Origin of the sequence: Bacillus sp. SH5-2, assembly GCF_008368905.1 — a bacterium.
GTDB lineage: Bacteria > Bacillota > Bacilli > Bacillales > Bacillaceae_G > Bacillus_A > Bacillus_A luti.
In genome coordinates this window covers 76252-97880 of the sequence record NZ_QOSD01000037.1, presented here as the reverse complement: position 1 = coordinate 97880, position 21629 = coordinate 76252, and the positions used below count along the sequence as shown (strand labels likewise).

The window sequence follows — 21629 nt, the reverse complement described above, 5'->3', positions numbered from 1 at the left end:
AATTTACTTTCGTAAATGTTAAAAAAGTCTTTCAACCGCCTCACTTCTTCTCTGGTGTAACAGGAAGAGTAAACCAAAATTCACATCCCTGTTTCCCATCTTGGCGGTCCCGAACACCAATTTGTCCTTTATGCAATTCAACTAGCGATTTTGCAATAGCTAAACCAAGCCCAGAACCTCCAGATTGTGAACTTCTTGATGGATCCGTTCTAAAAAAACGGTCAAATATACGCAATTGATCATCTGGAGAAATCCCTTCCCCTTCATCACACAAGGTGAATTGAACTTGCTGCTTCTGTTTATTTTCCTCTACAATTAATTCGATTGTTCCACATGTAGGAGAATGACGAATCGCGTTATGTAACAAATTATTGATAACTCGTGCTATTTTACATGGCATAATCCAAATTCGTGGTAATGTCTCTGAAACATGCAATTGCAAATCAATCTCTTTGTCTTGCAATAAGATATCATGTGAATCTATTACTTTTAATAGAATGCTATCCACATGTATTAAACTTGGATGAAAAACTTCTTGTCCAAGTTCTAACTTAGAAAGGTCAAATAAATCATTAATTAGTCCACTTAATCGTTGTATATCATTTAGGATTGTCTTTAAATATTGATGTTTCATATCAGGGTCTTCAATTAATCCATCTTGTAACGCTTCTACCATCAATTGTATGCTAGCCATAGGTGTTCGTAAGTCGTGGGAAATATTCGCAATCAGCTCTGTACGTGCTTTTTCTCCTTTTTCTAACTTAGCAAAACTTTCGTCTAGTTTTTTAGCCATTTCTTGAAAAGCTTCTGCTAATTCTCTAAATTCTTCCGGTTCTTTTCCTATTATGTACATCGTTCCAAATTGTCTATCACTAAATTGTTTGGTTAAGGCAATTAAATTTTGAATAGATCTCATAATAGGGCGTGTCATTAACCAGTAAATAATCGTAGAAATAATCATTGCCACAATTACTATTACTATTAATAATCGTGTCTGTTCTGGTCTAAGTAACATTTGTCTTTCACTGTACCATATAGAAATTACCATGATACCCGTGCTTAATAGATTCATCAGTAAAAGTTGATTTCGTAGCTTCATTTATCGTTTCCCCCATCTGGTTCAAAACAATAACCGATGCCCCAAACCGTATGAACCCAACGATTCTTTGCTGTATGCTTCTCCAATTTCTCACGTAAACGACTCATTAATACAGTTACTGCATTTGTGCAGCCTTCATACTCAAATCCCCAAATTTGTTCAAGAAGTTGCGACCGTGAAAACACCTGTTTAGGATGTTTTGCCATGAGATAAAGCACCTCAAACTCTTTCACCGTTAGCTCTATTTCATATTGACAAACAAATACACGTCTTTTCGTTGGATCAATTTTCAAATCTTGAAACTCTATCATTCCTGATTCAGGCTCTACCCCTTGAAGTGTTACTTGATTTCCTCTTCTTAGTATAATTTGTACCCTTAATACTAATTCACGAGGCGAAAAGGGTTTGGTTACATAATCATCCGCCCCCATTGTTAGCCCTAAAATCCGCTCCCTTTCTTCTCCTCTCGCGGTTAACATGATGATAGGTACATTGGAATGTTGGCGAATTTCCTCACATAGTTCCCAACCATCTTTTTCTGGCATCATCAAATCTAAAATAATTAGATCCGGTTGAAATTGTTGAAATACATTCCATCCTTCTGCTCCGTTCACAGCAGTGTATACCTCATACCCTTCCCTTTCTAAGTACCGTTTACATATCTCCCGTATATTATCTTCATCCTCTATAATTGCAATTCTTGTTTTCATACATTAAATCTCCTCTGTTCCTTCATCAATGGCGAATGATATAAAATCAATATTCGTAAGTTCATATTAGTTTATATACATTACATTTTTCTTTCAAAAATATAACAAAACCCTTTCACAAACATCATAAAAAATTATTACTCAAGTAAAAAAGTTTCTTTTTCTATAGCTGAGAAAAAGAAACTTTTCACTTTAAAGATATACATGCGATTTAGCCTAAATGGTATTTAGAGCAACCTTCTTTTCCCTAAATTAATTTTTTATCTTCTGTTACATCATGAATTGTCAATCTAACTTATTAAGTACATTTTGAAAGAATCCTTTTACTTCTATGCATAAAATGTGACGTCTAATGAAATTAGGAGTTGCACTTCAAATCCAAGTTAAATGATCCCTATTAAATCCCTTTCTCTTTTCCTGATCAAATTACTTTAGACCACCTATACTTCTACAAGATAATAGCTTATATTTTCAGAGATTTATTTGCTAGTTCACTAATAACAAATAATATATTTTATGATTACATGTTATTTGTACTAACATCACCAAGTGAGGCACCGTTATAAATTGGGAAAAACAGAGTAACAGTAGTTCCTTTCCCAACTTGGCTTTTTATACTTATTTTCCCACCATGACTTTCAATAATTCGATAACTCATCATGAGCCCAACACCCGTCCCTTTTTCTTTTGTACTATAAAAAGGTTCACCTAGTCTTTTAATTCTTTCTGAAGGAATACCTACTCCTTTATCTAAAATACAAATCTTAACCTCGGTACTATTGTGTTTTTTCACGCTAATGACGATTTCTTGACCATTTTGTATAGCCTCAATAGAATTTTGTAAAATACTATTGAAAACTTGTTTTAATTGAATTTCGCAACACTCAACTAATAAGTTTTCATCATCGATATTTAATGTAATACGAATATTATTCATAGTTGCTTGTGTACTTATTAAGTCGACTACATTATCTAATATAGCGCAAAGGTTTTTCGGTTCAAATACTGTAGCATTCGGTTTTGCAATAGATAAAAATTCTTGAATAACTTTTTCAATACTACTGATTTCAGAAAGCATCAGACTTAAATATTCTTTATCCTTCCCTACTTCCTGCTGCAATAATTGCATGAACCCTTTAATTACTGTTAATGGATTACGAACTTCATGAGCGACTCCAGCTGCCAATTGTCCTACTGCATTAAGGGTGTCTAATTTCTTTAATAATTCCGTTGTTACTGTACGCTCTGTAATATCACGTACAATAATCATAATTTTATCCTCAAAAAGCGGTAAAAGTCTTGCTTCAAAATAATAAATTTCATCATCTAGTTGTAGAGAATAATCTATTAATACAGGAGCGGATGAAGTTTTTATTTGGTTAATAGCCTGCTCAAATTGCTTTATGATAGGAACTGGTAATATCTCTTGGAATTTCTTCCCGATAAATTCTTCAATTGGAACATAAAATTTGGATACAGAATTAACTTTACAATCCTTAATGGTCCCATCAAATTCTGATAAAAAATACAAATCAGGAATTGCTTTAAAAATTAATTCTAGTTCAGTCGAGGTTTGTTTAAGCTTCTCTTCCATCCTCTTACGCTTAGTTATATCAATTCCAATTGCTCCGATACTCCATCCTAAAGTTGGAATACTATGTAAAATATTGGACCACATAATAGTTTTTATCTCACCATTTTTACATGTGATATCCATCTCCCAATCTCTAAAAGCGTTACGATTAGGTCTATAAGGATATAGCAATTTCATCACGTTTGGATTGTTAATTATTTCATCTGCATTATATCCAGTTACTAATTCACATTCCCGATTCCACATAATAATATTTCCTTTTTCATCAATAGCATTAATCATAATCGGCATATTTTTTAATATACTGCCTAAACAAATTTCCTCATGATTTGTTATCATATTCATTTGTGAATCTTTTTCATGAATTTTTTTAAGTTTTAATTGTTGTGTTGCCATCTCTTCAATTAGATTTGCAATGCATTTAAAATGTGTTATATGAGAATCCGCAATAACCTCTTTATTCATACTTGCCCCTATAACAAAGGTTGCTATATGCATTTGCTCAACAATGATGGGAATATTAATTTCTTGGGACAATTGGATTTTTTGATTGTGAAAAAAAGGGTTACCTTTGGAAAATATAACATTTTGATTATTATCAAGGAGACAGAATGGAACTTTAGTTAAATTATAAAATTGCTCTGTTATATTCTTAAACTCGTTTATATTTATAAGATCTTTAAGTGTATATTTCATTATTTAACCCATCTCCTTTATATTTACTATATCTTTAAGACTCCCAATATAAATTTTCCAACTAGAAACAAAAAACAAATACCTAATACAATGATGCTCTTGTTCTGAAGTACCATAGAATCAACCTCGTACTTGCCTAGATTAATAAAACAAGGGTTTAAAATATAAAAAATCAATTATATTTCTTTCTGAATCCAAGGCACGCTATAAATAGATCTATTATCCTCTTACTTTTATTTAAATTATTTAATTCTAAATCATATTGATACACCTAGTTTATACTCATTGTACAAACAAAAAAACAATCTATATTTCCCTATCACCTAGCTGTTAGTACAAGCATTTACATACTTGATAGACTCCTTGCACCGCAACAGTTTTTTATCATCTCATCCGTTGACGAGCGAATAAGACGCTATACTGACGTCTTATCATTTCTTTAGTCGGCGAAACTTCTGTATCGGTCTTTGAAGTTGTATGTTCTTTAGTTGGTAGAACTTTTGTATCAACCTCTGAAGTTATATGTTCTTTAGGATCACCATCTTTCATTTTTGTATTCGTAATGTCGTAACCTTTTACTTACGTTTTGTCCCCTTCTACTGGTTGTTCTTGTAGGCCTTACCTTCTGTATCGTATGCTGCTAAATTTTTAAATGAGCATGAATTTCTGATTAATAATGTTTTCATTAAATTTCTATTGGTTTATTCATACTACTTTCTTTCATTTTTAGATTCATAACATGAGTGTGTCCAAGTTTGATAGCACATTTTTTATGATTTACTATCTTATTTACCAAAACCTTTTGCCCCCTCCTAAAGGCATTTTTTTCATGCTCTCCTCCGTAATATAAGGCTATTTAGATGACAAAAATAGGTTTTGTAACTTTTGTAACTGATTTTGTAATTAATGAAACCAAAGATATAACAAATATACAATTAACATTAAACAAACATAAACCAAACAAAAACCAAATATAAACCAAACACTAAATAATACCAGGTTTTGAATAAAACCTTATCTCCTCCGTTTATCAATTTGTTTTAAATTATAAATTTAGTATTTTATTTACAATCTACATGACCTATATATATCATGTTTAAATCTCGCTATACTGGATTTTCAATCAAATTTTTCGCATGAAGACTAGATTCACAATTAATTGTAGATGATTAAAAAACAGTGGCTACATCTACCTCTTGTTCAAAAAATAGGTTTTGTAAAACTGTACTACTAATAATTATCAACACGAGTGATAAACTTTATAAAAAAAGAGTCTCATTTTTCAATGAGACTCTTTTTTCTCTTTATATAGTTAAGCAGATTTTTCAGCTCTCTCATTCAAAATAAACACTCGAGTGAAAACTATCATAATTACTATAATAACTAAAAAATACAGAGGCATGACTACTAAGGAACCTGTATGAAGCTGACTCATTCCCAAAATTGTCATCGTCACTATTATATAGTACCCTAGGCTAAACAATGCTCCCGCAGTACCAATAACATCTTGAAAATCTACTAACGCTAAGCTAAGACAATTTGGTAACGCTACCCCAATTCCTAATAGCAATATAAACATCGCTACTAAAAATCCAATCATATATATTATGTTTGGATTTGATCCAACTGAAGTAATAACAGTTAAAAGGATAGCTCCCCCTGTCATTACAATACAACCGATATATATAATTTTCTCTGGTTTATAAGTAGCAAGTAACCACTTTGAAACTTTCGCCCCAATAATAGAAGCAGACGCAACAACAATTCCTAAAAACCCGTACATACTAGGCGATAACTGAAAGTATTCAATAAAGATAAACGGTGCTTCTGCATAATAGCTAAATAAAACACCATTCGCTCCTCCAATTAATAGACCGTATGTTACTACTTTCGGATTTGTAATCAACCGTTTTAAAACAGAAAACACATTTATTTGATTCGTCACTGAATCCGTTTTTGTTTCTGGAAGAGAAACAAATGTATACAGCAAAATTCCGACACTCATAACTACTAAACTTAAAAATACTATTTTAAAACCAAACATTTGATCAAGAAAGCCCCCGATTAGTGGGCCTATCGCTGGTGTAAAAGCAATGACTGCCGAAATTTGAGCAAACATAACATGGCGTTTATGGCCATCTACACTTTCACGAAGAATCGTTTGTGTAACAACTGATCCTGCACTTGCTCCAAACGCTTGAATAAAACGACTTACCAATAAAAATTCAATGGAACTTGCAATAAAGCATAAGAAACTCCCAGTGCCATATACGACAATTCCAAATACCATTGCCGGACGACGACCAATTATATCTGATAACCACCCAATAAAAAATACACCTAAAGCAAATCCAGCAAAATACACACTAAGTGTTAACTGCACCTCATTATTACTTACATGTAACACCTTTGAAATATCAGGTAAAGACGGTGTGTAAATCGTTTCACTAATTTGCGGAAATGCGACAAGAATAATCATTAACAAAAGTGATGGTACTGAGACTTTTTTCATTTTTCATACCCTCCTATAACTTTGAAAATCTCAGAAATAAAAAGACTTTCCTTAGCTACGGAACAGGAGGGGCCATTATAGAAATTCGATCATAAAACAACAAAGAAAACACCTCAATTACGTATGTTAATACTTATAGGAGGGTAATATTAACATTTATTTAAAAATACGGTATTTTAATTATATGATAGGTTGTGTTCGTTTTCTAGTGTTCACAATCTGAATCTTTGTTAGTAGACAAATATCCTTTTTATTCTCCCAGAAAATTAATACGTTTCAAAAAAGATAATAACTTAATACAATTGCCTTAGAAGGAAAGTATGCAGATGAAAAATACTCCTTGTATTCGTACCTTAATGATTATGAATTGCCCCCGCCAAAACATTATGCAATGCACCTTCTCAATTAGACAGGATTAAAAGTTCAACGAAGCAACTAAACGCCCCCCAATCTAACAATTGGGGGCGTTTAGTTACATTTTCACTGATTGTTTTTCTTGATAGATAATTTCTCCATCAATAATCGTTGTTTCTACTTTTAAATCTTTAATTTGGTCTAGACTGGCACTTAAAATGCTGTTATTTAATATAATTAAATCCGCTAACTTACCGACCTCTACACTTCCTTTTATCTCTTCTTCAAAACTTGCATAAGCGCCATTCCATGTATATAGTTTAATAGCTTCCATTAAGCTTATGGATTGATTCGCACCAATTTCCACCCCAGACTTACTTTTTCTATTAACAGCAACATGAATTCCTAATAAAGGATTATAGTCAGTAACTGGCGCGTCCGAACTACCTGCTGCAATGATGCCACGATCAATAAAATCACGAGCAGCGTACATATGGTTAACACGCTCACCATAGTGCCGTGCATATATCTCTCCAAATTCATATGGAAATGGAGGATTTGAAATTGGAATCACCTCGAGTTTTTTCATTCTCTCTTGTAAATCTGGTGAAGAAATTCCCGCGTGTTCGATTCGGTGACGATGATTTTTTCTTGGCGATTCCTCTAGCGCCTTTTCTACACAATTTAAATACATTTCAATAGCTTTATCACCTTGTGCATGTACAGTGATTTGATAACCTTTTTTATGTGCTTCACCTAAAACTTGATAGATTTCTTCCTCACTATAATAAAGAATACCAGAATTGTTAGCGTCACTAGTGTACGGCTCACGTGTTGCAATTGTAGGCCCAGTGCTGCTTCCATCTGTAAACATTTTAGCTGGTCCCACTTTGAATCTCTCATCTCCGGTACCAGTTACCACACCAGCCTCAATCATTTTATTAACAAATTCATGGGAGTTATTTATCTGACATATCATTGCATATATTCGGACACGAATATCCCTACTCTTCACAGCTTGTTGTAGCAAACGAAAACTCTCAGGTCCATCTCCACCTGCATCATGTATACTTGTTATGCCAGCTGCAACGAAATGATCTGATGCAATTTTCACAGCCTTCATCATTTCACTTTCTGTATAACTTGCAACCTCACTCATCCTCATATTTGCTGCTTCAATTAACTTTCCTGTAAGCTTTCCTGCCTGATCCTTTTCAATAACTCCCCCACTCGTGTTCGGCGTGTTCTCGTTAATTTGCGCAATTTCTAATGCTTTGCTGTTCACTACGCTTATATGGTGGCAAGTACGGGTTATCATAATAGGATGTTCAACTGAAACTCCATCCAGCTCAGTGATTGTTGGATAACGCTTTTCCTTCACAGCGGTTTCATTAAAGCCCCAAGCACGTATCCATTCACCTTTTGGCGTTTCTAATGCCTTCTTTTTCAGATCATCTAACAAAGCCTCGATAGAATCCATATGTTCAGCTTTACAACTGACAGCCAACTGATTTAGTCCATAAGAAATGAGGTGAAGATGGGAATCAATGAATCCAGGAAGAAGCGTTTTTCCTTGCAGGTCAATTACATTCGTTTTTTCTCCTATAAAACTCTTAATCTCCTGATTTGAACCAACAACTGCGATACGATTATCTTTTATTGCTACAGCCTCGGCCACTGTATTCTTTTGGTCTACTGTAATAACTTCTCCATTTAACAATACAACATCAGCTTTCATAAACTCAGCCCTTTCGGAATTACTCTTTTAGAGTGATTCGTTCCATATTTAAAGATATATCTCTCGAGATGCTGTTCCGCTTTCCAGCAAAATTTATCAATAATTAGTTACAGTTGAGCTAAACACTCTTTTATTGTTTTAACGATAAAAGTAAAGTCTTCCTCTGTAATGCTTAATGGAGGAGCAAGCTGCAAAATATTATTGTAACCTGCAACAGTGTCACCATTTTTACCAATAATTAGACCTTTTTCTTTACAAGCATTGATGACTTTGTTCACCTTTTCTATAGCAGCCGGTTCTTTTGTTTGCTTATCTTCCACTAGTTCAATACCTAAAAGAAGTCCTTTCCCGCGAACATCTCCTACGTTTGGATGCTCTTTTACATCCTCTAGTTCATATAACAGTCGCTCACCCAATTCTTTGGAACGTTCAATGAGTTTCTCATTCTCCATAATTTCTAAATTCTTCAAAGCCAAGGCGCAAGCAGCTGGATTTCCTCCGAACGTATTCACATGGCGGAAGCGATCATAATCTTCACTGCCTACGTATGCCTCATAAATCTCTCGTCTGACTGCTGTCGCTGACAAAGGAAGATACGCACTTGTAATACCTTTTGCCATTGTAATGATATCTGGTTTAACGCCATAATTCATAAATCCAAATGGCTTCCCAGTCCGGCCAAATCCACATATAACTTCATCACAAATGAGCAACGCACCGTGCTTCTCACAAATTTCTTTTACTTTTTCCATATATCCATCAGGAGGCATCAAAATGCCACCCCCGGTAATAATCGGCTCCATAATCACGCCGGCTACTGTTTGACTTAACTCCCATGTCATAACACGATCGATTTCATCAGCACTTGCCAGTGTACGAACATCATCTGGATTGCGATACGTATCAGGTGGTGCTACATGCAAGAAACCTTGCCCAAGTGGTTCATATTTATACTTTCGCTGCGCTTGACCTGTTGCTGCAAGAGCCCCCATTGAGTTACCGTGATAAGCACGATAGCGTGAAATAAACTTATACCGTGCATGATCACCTTTTTGTTGATGGTATTGACGAGCAATTTTAAACGCCGTTTCATTCGCTTCTGATCCACTATTAGAAAAGAAAATGACATATTCATCATCAAGCCATTCATTCAATTTCTCTGCTAATTTAATAGCAGGAACATGACTTTGTGTCAGAGGGAAATATGGCATTTCTTCCAGTTGTTCAAAAGCCGCTCTTGCAAGCTCTTTTCGGCCATAGCCAACATTCACACACCAAAGACCAGACATACCGTCTAAATAACGGTTTCCATCAATATCCGTCACCCATGCTCCTTCTGCTTTTGTAATAATTAGATTCGTTGGATTAGGGGATGCTCCTTTCATTGCGTGCCAAAGGTACTTTTCATCTGCTTGTTTCAAACTTTGTGTTTGTTCTGTCGCTTGCACAATCACCAACTCCATTCTATTCTTTTATGGTTTCACATCAATCTTTCAATAACGAGCCGTAAGCATTTTCTTGCGAGTATAGAATTCTACGCCATCTTTTCCATTTGCATGGAGATCACCATAGAAGGATTTCTTATAACCTGAGAATGGGAAGAATGCCATTGGAGCAGGAACCCCAAGATTGACCCCAAGCATACCTGCATCAATTTCTTCACGGAATTCACGAATAGCTTTCGCGCTATCGGTGTATAGGCATGCACCATTTGCGAATGGTGATGCATTAGCAACATGAATTGCTTCCATCAAGTCTTTTACACGAATAATAGAAAGAACCGGTGCGAAGATTTCATCTTGCCAGATTTTCATTTCCTGTGTCACATTATCAAAAATCGTTGGACCAACAAAATAACCGTTACCGTTTGCTGCATCATCTTCACGTCCGTCACGAATAAGTGTCGCTCCCTGCTCTATACCAGATTGAATGTATCCGAGTGTACGCTCTTTATGTCCGTCACGAATAACGGGACCAAGGAACACACCTTCTTCCAGCCCATTACCAATCGTAATAGCATTCGCCTCTTGAAGCAGTCTATTAACGAGCTCATCTGCAACGTCTTCTTCCACAACAACAACAGCCGCTGCCATGCATCTTTCACCAGCTGAACCGAAGGCAGCACTTGTAATTTCTTTCACTGCAGAACTAAGGTCCGCATCTTTTAATACGATCGAATGATTTTTTGCACCTGCAAGAGCTTGTACACGTTTACCGTTAGCTGCCGCTGTTTTATATATGTACTCAGCCACAGGTTGAGAACCAACGAAAGATACAGCCTTCACATCCTCATTGTCAAGAATGCCATTTACGACGTCATGTGCACCATGCACAATATTTAGCACGCCATCTGGAAGACCTGCTTCTTTAAACAATTCAGCTATGCGATTAGCCAGCAATGGTGTTCTTTCAGATGGTTTTAATACAAACGTATTTCCGCATGCAATTGCGAGTGGAAACATCCAGCATGGCACCATCATCGGAAAGTTAAATGGCGTTATTCCTGCGATTACTCCAATCGGGTAACGATACATCCCTGATTCAACACCAGTCGCAATATCAGGAAGTTGCTCTCCCATCATTAAAGTAGGTGCACCTGCAGCAAATTCAACACATTCAATCCCCCGCTGTACTTCACCGTAAGCTTCTTTATAACTTTTTCCATTTTCCAAGGTTACAAGTTTCGCTAACTCTTCCCAGTTTTCAATCAATAACTGTTGATAGCGAAATAGAATTCGAGCACGACGAGGTACAGCGACCCTTCTCCATGTTTTGAATGCTTCGTTCGCAATTGCTACAGCTCTATCTAAATCTTCTTTCGTCGAAAGTGGCACACGAGCAATAATCTCGCCTGTTGCTGGATTTGGTACATCTTCAACTTGTTTACTTGTGGATTCTATCCATTGTCCGCCAATATAATTTTTCAACGTTTGTACGTTTTTCGTTACTACCATGGTGAAACCTCCTAATTTTAAGATAACCGTCCTTTGTATTACACCGGTTAAAAGAAAGCGTATTCATTTGATTATATGTAAACTGATTTACATATCTCCAACATTACTAATCTTGTCCATTGAATACATAGGAGCAGTCATCTGCTTAGTATTTGTCCACTCCCAGTTCACATTATTTCAGATCAATCTCATGGTTCATCTTATAATTCTTTTTCAAAAATACCGGGCAATCCCATTCACAAACAAGGTTCTTAGCCAATGAAACAACCCAGTCCTTTGTAACATGATACTTTTTCCCATCAACAGTAATAAACACTTCACCGTCTGTCACATAGAAAACTTCCTGTTCCTCTACATGCCACGTTCCCTTATTCGGTTCACCTACCCACGGTTCCCATGTGTTGGCACCTAGTTTCTCTGCTTCTTCTGCTGTAATTTTTTTCGCAAAAAACATGATGATACCCCTCTCCCTTATTGGTAATTTTGACGGAATACGTTCCTATAAATCTACTGTTTTAACATTGGTATCTGTATTAACATTTGTATTTTTTAAACGTTTGAACTCTTTTCTCATAAAGTATATAGCAATGAGAACACCTGGAATTTCTGCAGCAGGACCTGCGTACCATACACCTTCAACGCCCCAGAATTTCGGGAAAATAAATAGAAATGGGAACAAGAACAACAGCATTTTGCTAACAATAATAAACGTCGCAATCCAATTTCTCTCTTGTGATTCGAAATAACCGGAGATAAGTAAACCGACTGCATTAAGCATAAATAAAGAATTGAATACAACTGTCGTCCAAATGCCCAGTTTCTGCAATTCAGGATTACCACCAGAGAAAAATGACACAATTGGATCTGCAAAAATGATTAGTATGGCTGTCACAATCACAAAGAAGGAAACTGTAAAAATGAGCCCCATCTTAATTGCTTGCTTCACACGATCAAGGTTTCCCGCGCCGTAATTATAACTAATAATCGGTTGAAGTCCTGTCATCCCACCGAGCGCTGCTAAAGCGAGCAAATTTGTAATATAACCGTTTTGAATCGTAAAAGCGGCAACGTGCAGCCCACCACCGTAGCTTTGTAGTAAGTTGTTGAAGATAATAATGGCAAAAAACATCATAAACTGACTCGAGAAAGATGCAAAGCCCGTCCAAGCTACTTCACCAATCGTCTTGAGATTAATCATCATATCTTTCATTTTCGGCTTAAGTTTTGTTTTACCAAACCAGAAATAAAAGATTAAGAGCACAGGAATCGATTGCGAAATCGTATTAGCCCATGAAGAACCCATCATTCCCATGTCATACTTCACAACCATAATCCATTCCATAATCCCAGCAACAACCGCTGCGACTAACCAACTGTTCATTGATAATATAGGTTTCTCATCGATATTAGCTAAAATACTTAATACAACGGCCAATATCGTTAATGGCAACGAAATCCATAACAGTCGGCTATATTGCACCGCATACGGAAGCGCTTCATCACTTGCTCCAAATAGAATCATAATATCATTTTCAAAGACCAATCCAAGTATAGCTATCACAGAGGAAAGGAAAAGAGTAAACCATAAAGTTTGTCCCATAATACTTCTAGCTTCTTCTAGCTTTCCTTTTCCCAGTCGAAGTGAAATGACCGCTCCGGCTCCCACCCCCAAAAGAACACCAATCATACGGGTAATAACCATGACAGTAAATCCAATTCCTATCCCTTCGATTTCCAGCTCCTGAAAGCCACTAACGAAATAGCCATCGATAACCGATACAACTCCTAGAATTACATTGGCCATAATCCCTGCCAAAGCAAACCGTAAATATAGTAACGGAATACTTTTGGTTCCGAGCACTGAATCATCTATCGGCTTATTCATTCCTTCTGGCTTCTCTAATTTCGATGACGGGCCGTTGTCCACTATTTTCATGAGCATATCCCCTTACAAATAATTTATATAGCAAGTTAAGCTCAATTAATTTACATACCAACCTACAGGCTTGGCATGCTCGTGGATATTGATTTGCTTTGTTTCCATAAAATGCGCCAGCCCAACAGTACCTAAAGCCCTACCGATTCCGCTTTGCTTATATCCGCCCCAAGGACCTTCAACATAAGCAAGATGATAACTATTAATCCAAGTAATTCCCGCACGCAATTTACTAATAACACGTTTTGCTCGGTCCATATCTTCAGTAAATACAGCACCAGCTAATCCATAAATGGAATCATTCGCTTTTTGGATGGCATCTTCCTCATCTTTAAATTTCTGTACAACTAAGACTGGTCCAAAAATCTCTTCCTTAACAATACACATATCCGCCTTTACATCAGCAAAAATTGTTGGTGCGATGAAAAACCCTTGATCAAGCCCATTTTCTGTTAAACGTTTACCACCACAAACTAATTTTGCACCTTCTTCAATTCCACTCTTTATATAATGTAAAACGTCATTCATATGAGACTCGGTTGTGAGAGCCCCCATTTCGATATTCTCGCTTTCCCCGTTTCCAACTACAATTTTGTTCGCACGCTCCGCCAACCTTTCAACAAACTTATCGTAAATGGTTTCTTGTACAAGCAAACGGGATGCAGCTGAACAAACTTGCCCAGCGTTGTGGAAAATACCAAACATCGCATTATCGACTGCCGTTTCAAAATCCACATCGTCAAACACAATAAGTGGAGATTTCCCCCCTAGTTCAAGTGTGACTTTTTTCATATTCCCTGCAGCTGCGCGCATAATACTTTGCCCTGTTTTTGTTCCACCGGTAAAGGCAACTTTGTCAACATCGTGGCTCTCTGCAAGCTCATTCCCAACCTTTGAGCCAGGTCCCAATACTAAGTTTGCCACTCCGTCCGGAAGTCCAACCTCTTCGATAATTTCAAATAATTTAAATACGCTTACAGGAGTGACATCAGCAGGTTTAATTACAATTGTATTCCCTGCGGCGAGTGCAGGCGCAATTTGCCAAACGGCTAACATAAGCGGGAAATTCCAAGGTACAATCAGTCCACAAACACCAATCGGTTCATGAATAATCATTGTTTCCGAAGAATCCTCACGAGTGTAAGATTCCTTTTTCATACCTTTAATCAAGTCAGCATAATAGCGGAAGCATTGAACCGATACAGGAATATCTACATAGGTTGTTGCCCGAATAACCTTACCATTATTCACCGTTTCCAAACGTGCAATTTCAGCTGTCTTCTCTTCAAGACGGTCTGCAATCTTATAAAGATAATCAGCTCTTTCATCGGCTGATAAATCCGACCAAATCCCGCTGTCAAACGCTTTGCGAGCCGCCTGGATTGCTATCTTCGCATCATCTGCTGTTCCATTAGCAGACGTTGCGATCACCTCTCCAGTTGCAGGATTGATAATGTTTCGTCTAGCACCCGATAATGCTTCTACCCATTTCCCGTCAATGAACATGTTAATTTCCATATACCTCTCTCCTTTACGCAATTATATCTACGAGTTTAAAACCAATATGTGCTAGATTGACCAACATCGTTTTCTGATTATAGAACGGGAATGATTTGAGGCGTTCCTTTTCAAATCGATATCCACCTGCACTCCCCGTTGCGATCCATTGTGCCAATAACTTACCAAACAATGTTGAGAGAGACGCGCCATGGCCTGTATAACCAGTTGCGAAATATGCGCCTTCTTTAGATCGGCCGATAACTGGAAACGTATCAATTGTCACGCCGATAAATCCACCCCATCTGTAATCAATCTTACTTCCTTCTAGTTTTGGCATTATTTTAACCATGGCATCGTAAACACTTTCATAAACAGCATCGCCTAAGTTTGGACGAATATCGCCACCGCCAAATATAATCCGATTATCTGGTGTACGTCTGAAATAATAAAGAAAACTACTTGTATCAAAAACCATACGATCTTTAGGAATAACACTATTCAAAAGTGATTCTGAAAGCTGTTCAGTAGCAATAATACGTGCCGAAATTGGCAGTACACCTTTATTCAGTTCAGTCATGATTTTTCCAGAGTAACCATCTGTAGCAACAATAATGTCTTTCGCAGTAACAATACCTTTTTCTGTAACAACTTTCACATTATTTCGTCCGTACTCAATAGATAGTGCTTTCGAATGCTCAAAGATTTTTGCACCGATTGATTTAGCTGCTTCTCCCAAACCAATTGCATAGTTTAGTGGTTGAAACGAGTAACTCGAGTCGTCGACTAGGCAACCATAATATTGTGGAGAATCGATTTCTTGATGCAACTGACTTCGATTAAGCACGCTACATTCATATCCAAAATTTTTGTTTAAGTATTCACTTTCAAGTTTCAATCCTTCAAAATGCTTAGCTTTGTAAGCTGCCACAATGTGACCTGTCTTTCTAAAGTTACAGTTGATTTGATGCTCATCGATGATGTTTTTAACTAGTTCAACACTAAGCAGCGAAAGGTCGTTAAGTTGTCTCGCCTCTTCGTCACCATACTTTTTAGCAAGCTCCTGCATCGTCGGCTTATAGCCTGGCAACACCATCCCGCCGTTGCGACCACTTGCGCCATATCCGATTGTTTCCTGCTCAAGGACAATGACACTCTTCCCTAATTTTTGCAAATGATATGCAGAAGAAAGACCTGTGAAACCTGCGCCAATAATGACAACATCCGCCTCTTCATTTCCTTCAAGAGGTTTTCCTTTGTCATAGCTGTTTGCGGTCGCTGTCCACAGTGAGAGCGTATCCATTCGATCCATCTTATCCATAGCTAATCCTTCTCCTTTCGTGACATGTATGTTACAATACAGTCAAAAATATTCGAAATATTCTCACTTATTGAATTAATAATATGACTTGGAGGGAACTCCAAGTCAATAGCCATTTGAGAGTTTTTTGAATTCATTTTACGAAAAAAGTGGAGTAACTCCACTTTTTTCATCAGGAGGTACATCTATGAAGATTGGTACATTTGCAAAACTTTTTCATGTTACAACTGATACCGTTCGTTATTACATTGAACTCGGATTATTAATACCAGACAAAAAAAACACCCAGTATCAAATGAACCAATTGTGTTTCGACGACATGGCTTTTATTACTAAACTGAAAAAATTTCATTTTTCATTGCTTGAAATCCAACGAATTTTATCATATCAGCGTGTCACAAACTTCTCGGACCATGAGGATATCGACTATTACAACAACTTGCTCATCGATAAAAAGGACGAGCTGACTAAGAAAAAAGAAGACATATCAAAAACTATCCAATTGATTGAAAAAGCAGTTCAAACTAGCTCTCCTTCAGCCAAAGAAGAGAGCCTTACAGGGATCCCACTTTCCTTTGTAGATCTGCTCTATTGCCCGAAGTGCCACATTCCACTTGAAATGAAAGATGTAACAATTAAAAAGGTCTACATTTGTACGGGGAGCTTAACTTGCACTTGTGGATACGAGGCAGTTATCGAGGATGGTATAATCATTACCGCGAACTTGTACGAGACGTCTCCTTACCCGTCCTATTTTTACGATAAAGAAACGATTAAAGAGATTAATCCCAAAATGATTAACTTATTTGAAAAAAGTAATTTTCAATTTCAGAAAGTTCTACAAAATATAGATTTGACAAACAAATTAATTGTGGAAACAAACGTTGATGTTTTTGTGTCACTACCCAAATATATTGATGCTCTTGAAACGAGCGCATCCTATGTATTCAGTGGATATTCACTTGCGATGCTCAAGAAGGTTAGAAATAGAATTGAGCGTATGAATCCAAAGCCACGCGTCCTTTATATTTTAAATACTGATTTAAACCTACCATTGAAACCGCTTAGCATCGACGTTTTTGTAGATAGTTTTACAATAACTGATTTTTCACTGCTCAATCCACAGTTCCCGAGTCACGTTCTAAAAAACTATTTACATAGCAATTCAACAATTGTCGGCGGATACTCGTATTATGATAGCTCAGCCAAATCCTTGAAAAACATTTCAACTTTATATCCAAATTCCCACGAACATATTTTATATCCAACATACTTAGAAGAAAATTTATCGGGTAACGGATTTCAAATCATGCAAAGTGAAAATATTGGTTTCTGTACAGATCCAGGACCTTATTTCGATTATCATGTAATAGACGAAAAATTCCACATGCTCATGTATGTAGCTAGTACGAAAAAATAGTACAAAAAAGCGCCGTCCCTTGTGACGGCGCTTTTTCTATGTAAGAGCTACTAGAAGGTATCCTTCTAGCCTACTCCCATTTATAAGTCCAAAATTGTTCAAGTTGCAACCATTTTAATGTTGCTGCATCTTTGTTTTTGATTTTTGCATGCGTTTCTTCAAGCATCGCTTCTGTTTGTGAACGATGTGCACCGAGTGCAGCTAATTTATGCTCGAATACTTCACTAATATTATTTACAACATCAGGCTCACCTAGTACAGCTTCGCGATTTTTCGTAATCGCAACTGCATGAATAACTGGACGTTCTTCTTTTGACATACGTGATACGGCACGAACTACAGCGCGGCCAAATGCATCATGATCTGGATGTACGCCGTGCTCTGGATAAAATGTAATAATTCGAGATGGATTTACTTCTTGAATGATCGCTTCAATTTTATCTGCAACGAAATCAACATCTTCAAATTCTAACGTTTTATCATGGAAACCAAGCATTCTTAAATCTTTGATTCCCATCGCTTCACACGCATCTTTTAATTCTCTCTCACGGATATTTGGAATCGTTTCACGGTTAGCGAATACGTTCTTACCCATGTTACGTCCCATTTGTCCTAGAGTACCGCACGCATACGTTACAGGTACTCCTTGATCTGTTAATAAGCGAATTGTTCCTCCCGCAGCAAATGCTTCATCATCTGGATGCGGAAATACAACAAGTACATGTCTCTCCATAAGTTTCCCTCCTTCTTACTTAAATGGCGTTAAGCTTAACTCAAGCGCTACCGCTAAGCGACCTTGATTATCGTGCCCTGCTAGTAATAAACGCTCTTGACCGTCTACTTCCCAGTGCGTAATACCTTCTGCATATACCCAACCATGATCCATCTTTAGACCAACTCGGTATGGGTTTGTTCCAGTAATCTTCCCGCGTTCAAAGCGAATAATTGCATTTCGAATGAATGCTCCAACTGTCATCATCTTTTCATTAAAGTGTGACGCATACGCTCCGTTCGTCGTTTCTAAATGAATATATACATCTTTATTTACAAAACGTTCAATTTCATTTTGAATAAGAGAACTATCTTTTACTATTTCCATCGGAATTCACCTCTTTAAACCATTTTACGCAAAAATAATGTAAATTGCTATCTCTATATTAGAGGACAACGCTCACTTTTCCTAATAATTTGCACTGTGTTTCTTTATTTTTTTATATCATATGTAAAAAACACATTTTTTCCTTCACTTTGTTAAATAGTTTTCTTTCTTTTTTGAATTTGCTACAATATAAATTATGCAGCGGGATGCATGTTTACAATTGAATACATACTTTAAAGAAGGTGACATGATTGGAACAATCAGCACATGAAGTAGCAAATTGGCAATATTATTTTGCAATTGCCGTATTTTTAGTCACGTACGGATTTATTATTTCTGAGAAATTGAATCGTGCTGTAATCGCACTATTCGGTGCTGCTATTATGATTATTTTTGGAATTGTAGATTTACACGCTGCTTTCACATCACATATTCAATGGGAAACGATCACCCTTTTAATTGGGATGATGATTCTCGTACATATTACTAGTCAATCAGGCGTATTTGAATTTGTGGCTATTAAAGCAGCTAAGGCCGCTGGCGGAAAACCAATCCGCATTTTACTATTACTATCCCTATTAACCGCTGTTGGTTCTGCATTTTTGGACAACGTAACGACCGTCTTATTAATCGTACCTGTTACACTATCCATTACACGTATTTTAAAAGTGAACCCTGTTCCTTATTTGATTTCAGAAGTATTATTTTCAAATATAGGCGGAACAGCAACATTAATCGGTGATCCACCTAACATTATGATCGGATCAGCAAATAAGCATTTAGACTTCAATGCCTTTTTACTTAACTTAGCTCCTATCGTAATTATTATTTCTATCGTGACACTTGGCATTATTTACTTCATGTATCGTAACAAACTAAAAACAACGCCTGAGCAAATCGAAAAACTAATGGCATTAAATGAAAAAGATTATATTAAAGATCAAAGCCTCCTTTTAAAATCCATTTCAATTTTAGGACTAACTATTTTAGGCTTTGTACTTCATTCGATTATTCATGTAGACGCTGCGGTTATTGCAATGACAGGTGCTACACTTCTTATGCTAATCGGTGTGAAAGAACATGATATTGAAGATGTATTCGCCCACGTTGAATGGGTAACCATTTTCTTCTTCGCCGGACTATTCGTTCTCGTTGGTGGGTTAATTGATATCGGACTTATTTCTTCACTCGCAAAAGAAGTAATCGATGTAACAAATGGCGATATCGGTTTCGCTGCGATACTTATTTTATGGGTATCTGGCATTGCATCTGCGACAATTGACAACATCCCATTTGTCGCAACGATGATCCCGCTTATTCAAGATTTAGCTTCAGGACTCGGACTATCTGTTGATTCTCCGCAAATCGAAGTACTATGGTGGGCGTTATCACTTGGTGCTTGCTTAGGTGGAAACGGAACGCTAATTGGAGCATCCGCAAACGTAGTCGTTGCCGGTATTGCAAAACGTGAAGGACATGGATTCTCTTATATGGACTTCTTAAAAATTGGTTTGCCGTTAACGATCATCGCTTTGTTATTATCACATGCTTACATTTATTTACGTTATTTAATGTAAAAGTTGTATTGCATGAAATTATATCGTCAAATAAAAAAGGTTTGCAGCATCATGCTGCAAACCTTTTTTATCACCAAAATATCCCGATAATTGCTAACCCACCTAAAATCATACCACCAATTTGTCCGACAATTGTTGGTGATAATTGAACACCTTTTCTCACTTCAACAACTGGTCTTTCGTGCCTTAGTTGTTGTACTTCACTTTGAAGTTGGTGTACACTTCCGTGCAATTCTTTAATTAGTTCTTTTAATTCAGCGACCTCTTCATTTACTGGTTTTGCCTTTTCTAAATTCATTTTGCATGACTCCTTATAAAGTGAAACTTTAATCAGTGGGGTGGTTGTTCATCCCCCACTGATTATTAGTTGAACCAATCGGACGTTTACGGACAGCCCGACTCCCACCTAACTTCTTTGCTCCAACTAAATTTTGAGGTGGGAGTTTTACTGCCCGTTAACGCGGGATAAATTCAATCAGTTCACTGTAAAAATTCGCCAATTACCATTATATCTCCTGCATATTACATGTATAATATTGAATGTACTTTCTAATCTTGTAGCATAATCCATTCATCTCGCAATATCCCCATAATGATACGATCAAAACACTTTCCATCTCTTTGAACTGCTTCTCTCATACACCCTTCCATCTGAAAACCCATTTTTTTATACAATGCAATGGCTGCTTTATTATACGAAATGACATCAAGGCCAACGCGGTGTAAATGCATTTCATAGAAGGCATACTTTAAAATAAGTTGTATTGCTTCCTTCCCATATCCTTTTCCCCTATCATTTACATCTCCTATACCAATTGCTAATAACCCTGTTCTGTTATTCCACTCTATGCCATGAATTGCAACAAAGCCAATTAAACGATCATCTTGAACTGTCCTCAACATGAAAGAAACACTATTCGATTTTCGTCCCCTTAATAGTCTGTCACTCGCTATTTCATGTAACGATTGCGGGAATGCCAAATCTGTATCTATATTTCTTAAATATTCACTATCCTCTTGCCACCTAACCATTACTTTCGCATCCGTTTCTCTAATAGCTGATAATGTAATAGCTTTATTTTGAAAAAGATTCATTGTCATTTCAAACTCCCCCCTTACTAA

Annotated in this window: 17 protein-coding genes; 2 read left to right on the top strand and 15 right to left on the bottom strand. The window is 36.7% G+C overall.

Going from position 1 to position 21629, the window contains the following annotated elements; all coding sequences use genetic code 11:
- Positions 1-40: 40 nt before the first annotated feature.
- The 11 genes from DN410_RS26115 to DN410_RS26065 form a co-directional block, all read right to left on the bottom strand.
- Positions 41-1099 carry a sensor histidine kinase gene (locus DN410_RS26115; RefSeq protein WP_149178628.1) on the bottom strand — a complete coding sequence of 353 codons (1059 nt, stop codon included), beginning with the start codon at positions 1097-1099 and terminating at the stop codon, positions 41-43.
- Positions 1096-1809 (bottom strand): response regulator transcription factor, encoded by a 714-nt coding sequence (locus DN410_RS26110; RefSeq protein WP_149178627.1) that lies wholly within the window; start codon positions 1807-1809, stop codon positions 1096-1098. The genes DN410_RS26115 and DN410_RS26110 overlap by 4 nt, the downstream gene beginning before the upstream one ends.
- Before the next feature lie 520 nt (positions 1810-2329).
- Positions 2330-4099: a PAS domain-containing sensor histidine kinase gene (locus DN410_RS26105; protein ID WP_149178626.1), complete on the bottom strand. Its 1770-nt coding sequence runs from the start codon at positions 4097-4099 to the stop codon at positions 2330-2332.
- A 1312-nt stretch (positions 4100-5411) separates the two neighbouring features.
- Entirely contained in the window at positions 5412-6611 is a 1200-nt protein-coding gene (locus tag DN410_RS26100) for a multidrug effflux MFS transporter (protein ID WP_149178625.1), read from the bottom strand.
- Between the two features lie 472 nt (positions 6612-7083).
- Complete coding sequence (locus DN410_RS26095) at positions 7084-8703, bottom strand: amidohydrolase (RefSeq protein ID WP_149178624.1); 1620 nt, start codon at positions 8701-8703, stop codon at positions 7084-7086.
- Between the two features lie 107 nt (positions 8704-8810).
- Positions 8811-10166, bottom strand: coding sequence for an aspartate aminotransferase family protein (locus DN410_RS26090; protein ID WP_179958647.1), 1356 nt, complete (start codon positions 10164-10166; stop codon positions 8811-8813).
- Between the two features lie 30 nt (positions 10167-10196).
- A complete protein-coding gene (locus tag DN410_RS26085) occupies positions 10197-11657 on the bottom strand; it encodes a CoA-acylating methylmalonate-semialdehyde dehydrogenase (protein WP_149178622.1) in 1461 nt (486 codons plus the stop codon).
- Between the two features lie 172 nt (positions 11658-11829).
- Positions 11830-12111: a cupin domain-containing protein gene (locus DN410_RS26080; RefSeq protein ID WP_149178621.1), complete on the bottom strand. Its 282-nt coding sequence runs from the start codon at positions 12109-12111 to the stop codon at positions 11830-11832.
- Between the two features lie 45 nt (positions 12112-12156).
- On the bottom strand, positions 12157-13593 hold the full coding sequence (locus DN410_RS26075; protein WP_149178620.1) for an MATE family efflux transporter: 1437 nt from the start codon (positions 13591-13593) through the stop codon (positions 12157-12159).
- Between the two features lie 45 nt (positions 13594-13638).
- Positions 13639-15111 (bottom strand): aldehyde dehydrogenase family protein, encoded by a 1473-nt coding sequence (locus DN410_RS26070; RefSeq protein WP_149178619.1) that lies wholly within the window; start codon positions 15109-15111, stop codon positions 13639-13641.
- A 13-nt stretch (positions 15112-15124) separates the two neighbouring features.
- On the bottom strand, positions 15125-16411 hold the full coding sequence (locus tag DN410_RS26065) for an NAD(P)/FAD-dependent oxidoreductase (RefSeq protein WP_149178618.1): 1287 nt from the start codon (positions 16409-16411) through the stop codon (positions 15125-15127).
- 187 nt (positions 16412-16598) lie between these two features.
- On the opposite strand from DN410_RS26065, the gene DN410_RS26060 reads away from it, so the two are divergent.
- On the top strand, positions 16599-17831 hold the full coding sequence (locus tag DN410_RS26060; RefSeq protein ID WP_149178617.1) for a MerR family transcriptional regulator: 1233 nt from the start codon (positions 16599-16601) through the stop codon (positions 17829-17831).
- Positions 17832-17901: 70 nt separating this feature from the next.
- Here DN410_RS26060 and bshB2 read toward each other — a convergent pair whose 3' ends face one another.
- Positions 17902-18564 carry a bacillithiol biosynthesis deacetylase BshB2 gene (bshB2, locus tag DN410_RS26055; protein ID WP_000439473.1) on the bottom strand — a complete coding sequence of 221 codons (663 nt, stop codon included), beginning with the start codon at positions 18562-18564 and terminating at the stop codon, positions 17902-17904.
- A 15-nt stretch (positions 18565-18579) separates the two neighbouring features.
- On the bottom strand, positions 18580-18930 hold the full coding sequence (locus tag DN410_RS26050) for a YojF family protein (protein WP_000407040.1): 351 nt from the start codon (positions 18928-18930) through the stop codon (positions 18580-18582).
- Positions 18931-19181: 251 nt separating this feature from the next.
- Between DN410_RS26050 and DN410_RS26045 the strand changes: the two genes are divergently transcribed.
- Positions 19182-20507 (top strand): ArsB/NhaD family transporter, encoded by a 1326-nt coding sequence (locus tag DN410_RS26045; RefSeq protein ID WP_149178616.1) that lies wholly within the window; start codon positions 19182-19184, stop codon positions 20505-20507.
- 70 nt (positions 20508-20577) lie between these two features.
- Here DN410_RS26045 and DN410_RS26040 read toward each other — a convergent pair whose 3' ends face one another.
- Positions 20578-20805 (bottom strand): coiled-coil domain-containing protein, encoded by a 228-nt coding sequence (locus DN410_RS26040; protein ID WP_001047304.1) that lies wholly within the window; start codon positions 20803-20805, stop codon positions 20578-20580.
- Positions 20806-21056: 251 nt separating this feature from the next.
- Positions 21057-21608 carry a GNAT family N-acetyltransferase gene (locus DN410_RS26035; RefSeq protein ID WP_149178615.1) on the bottom strand — a complete coding sequence of 184 codons (552 nt, stop codon included), beginning with the start codon at positions 21606-21608 and terminating at the stop codon, positions 21057-21059.
- Between the last annotated feature and the right edge of the window lie 21 nt (positions 21609-21629).

Bases quoted from the DNA above. Each gene is read 5' to 3' on its own strand.
- DN410_RS26115 (WP_149178628.1), bottom strand. From the start codon at position 1,099: ATGAAGCTACGAAATCAACTTTTACTGATGAATCTATTAAGCACGGGT.
- DN410_RS26110 (WP_149178627.1), bottom strand. From the start codon at position 1,809: ATGAAAACAAGAATTGCAATTATAGAGGATGAAGATAATATACGGGAG.
- DN410_RS26105 (WP_149178626.1), bottom strand. From the start codon at position 4,099: ATGAAATATACACTTAAAGATCTTATAAATATAAACGAGTTTAAGAAT.
- DN410_RS26100 (WP_149178625.1), bottom strand. From the start codon at position 6,611: ATGAAAAAAGTCTCAGTACCATCACTTTTGTTAATGATTATTCTTGTC.
- DN410_RS26095 (WP_149178624.1), bottom strand. From the start codon at position 8,703: ATGAAAGCTGATGTTGTATTGTTAAATGGAGAAGTTATTACAGTAGAC.
- DN410_RS26090 (WP_179958647.1), bottom strand. From the start codon at position 10,166: ATGGAGTTGGTGATTGTGCAAGCGACAGAACAAACACAAAGTTTGAAA.
- DN410_RS26085 (WP_149178622.1), bottom strand. From the start codon at position 11,657: ATGGTAGTAACGAAAAACGTACAAACGTTGAAAAATTATATTGGCGGA.
- DN410_RS26080 (WP_149178621.1), bottom strand. From the start codon at position 12,111: ATGTTTTTTGCGAAAAAAATTACAGCAGAAGAAGCAGAGAAACTAGGT.
- DN410_RS26075 (WP_149178620.1), bottom strand. From the start codon at position 13,593: ATGAAAATAGTGGACAACGGCCCGTCATCGAAATTAGAGAAGCCAGAA.
- DN410_RS26070 (WP_149178619.1), bottom strand. From the start codon at position 15,111: ATGGAAATTAACATGTTCATTGACGGGAAATGGGTAGAAGCATTATCG.
- DN410_RS26065 (WP_149178618.1), bottom strand. From the start codon at position 16,411: ATGGATAAGATGGATCGAATGGATACGCTCTCACTGTGGACAGCGACC.
- DN410_RS26060 (WP_149178617.1), top strand. From the start codon at position 16,599: ATGAAGATTGGTACATTTGCAAAACTTTTTCATGTTACAACTGATACC.
- bshB2 (WP_000439473.1), bottom strand. From the start codon at position 18,564: ATGGAGAGACATGTACTTGTTGTATTTCCGCATCCAGATGATGAAGCA.
- DN410_RS26050 (WP_000407040.1), bottom strand. From the start codon at position 18,930: ATGGAAATAGTAAAAGATAGTTCTCTTATTCAAAATGAAATTGAACGT.
- DN410_RS26040 (WP_001047304.1), bottom strand. From the start codon at position 20,805: ATGAATTTAGAAAAGGCAAAACCAGTAAATGAAGAGGTCGCTGAATTA.
- DN410_RS26035 (WP_149178615.1), bottom strand. From the start codon at position 21,608: ATGACAATGAATCTTTTTCAAAATAAAGCTATTACATTATCAGCTATT.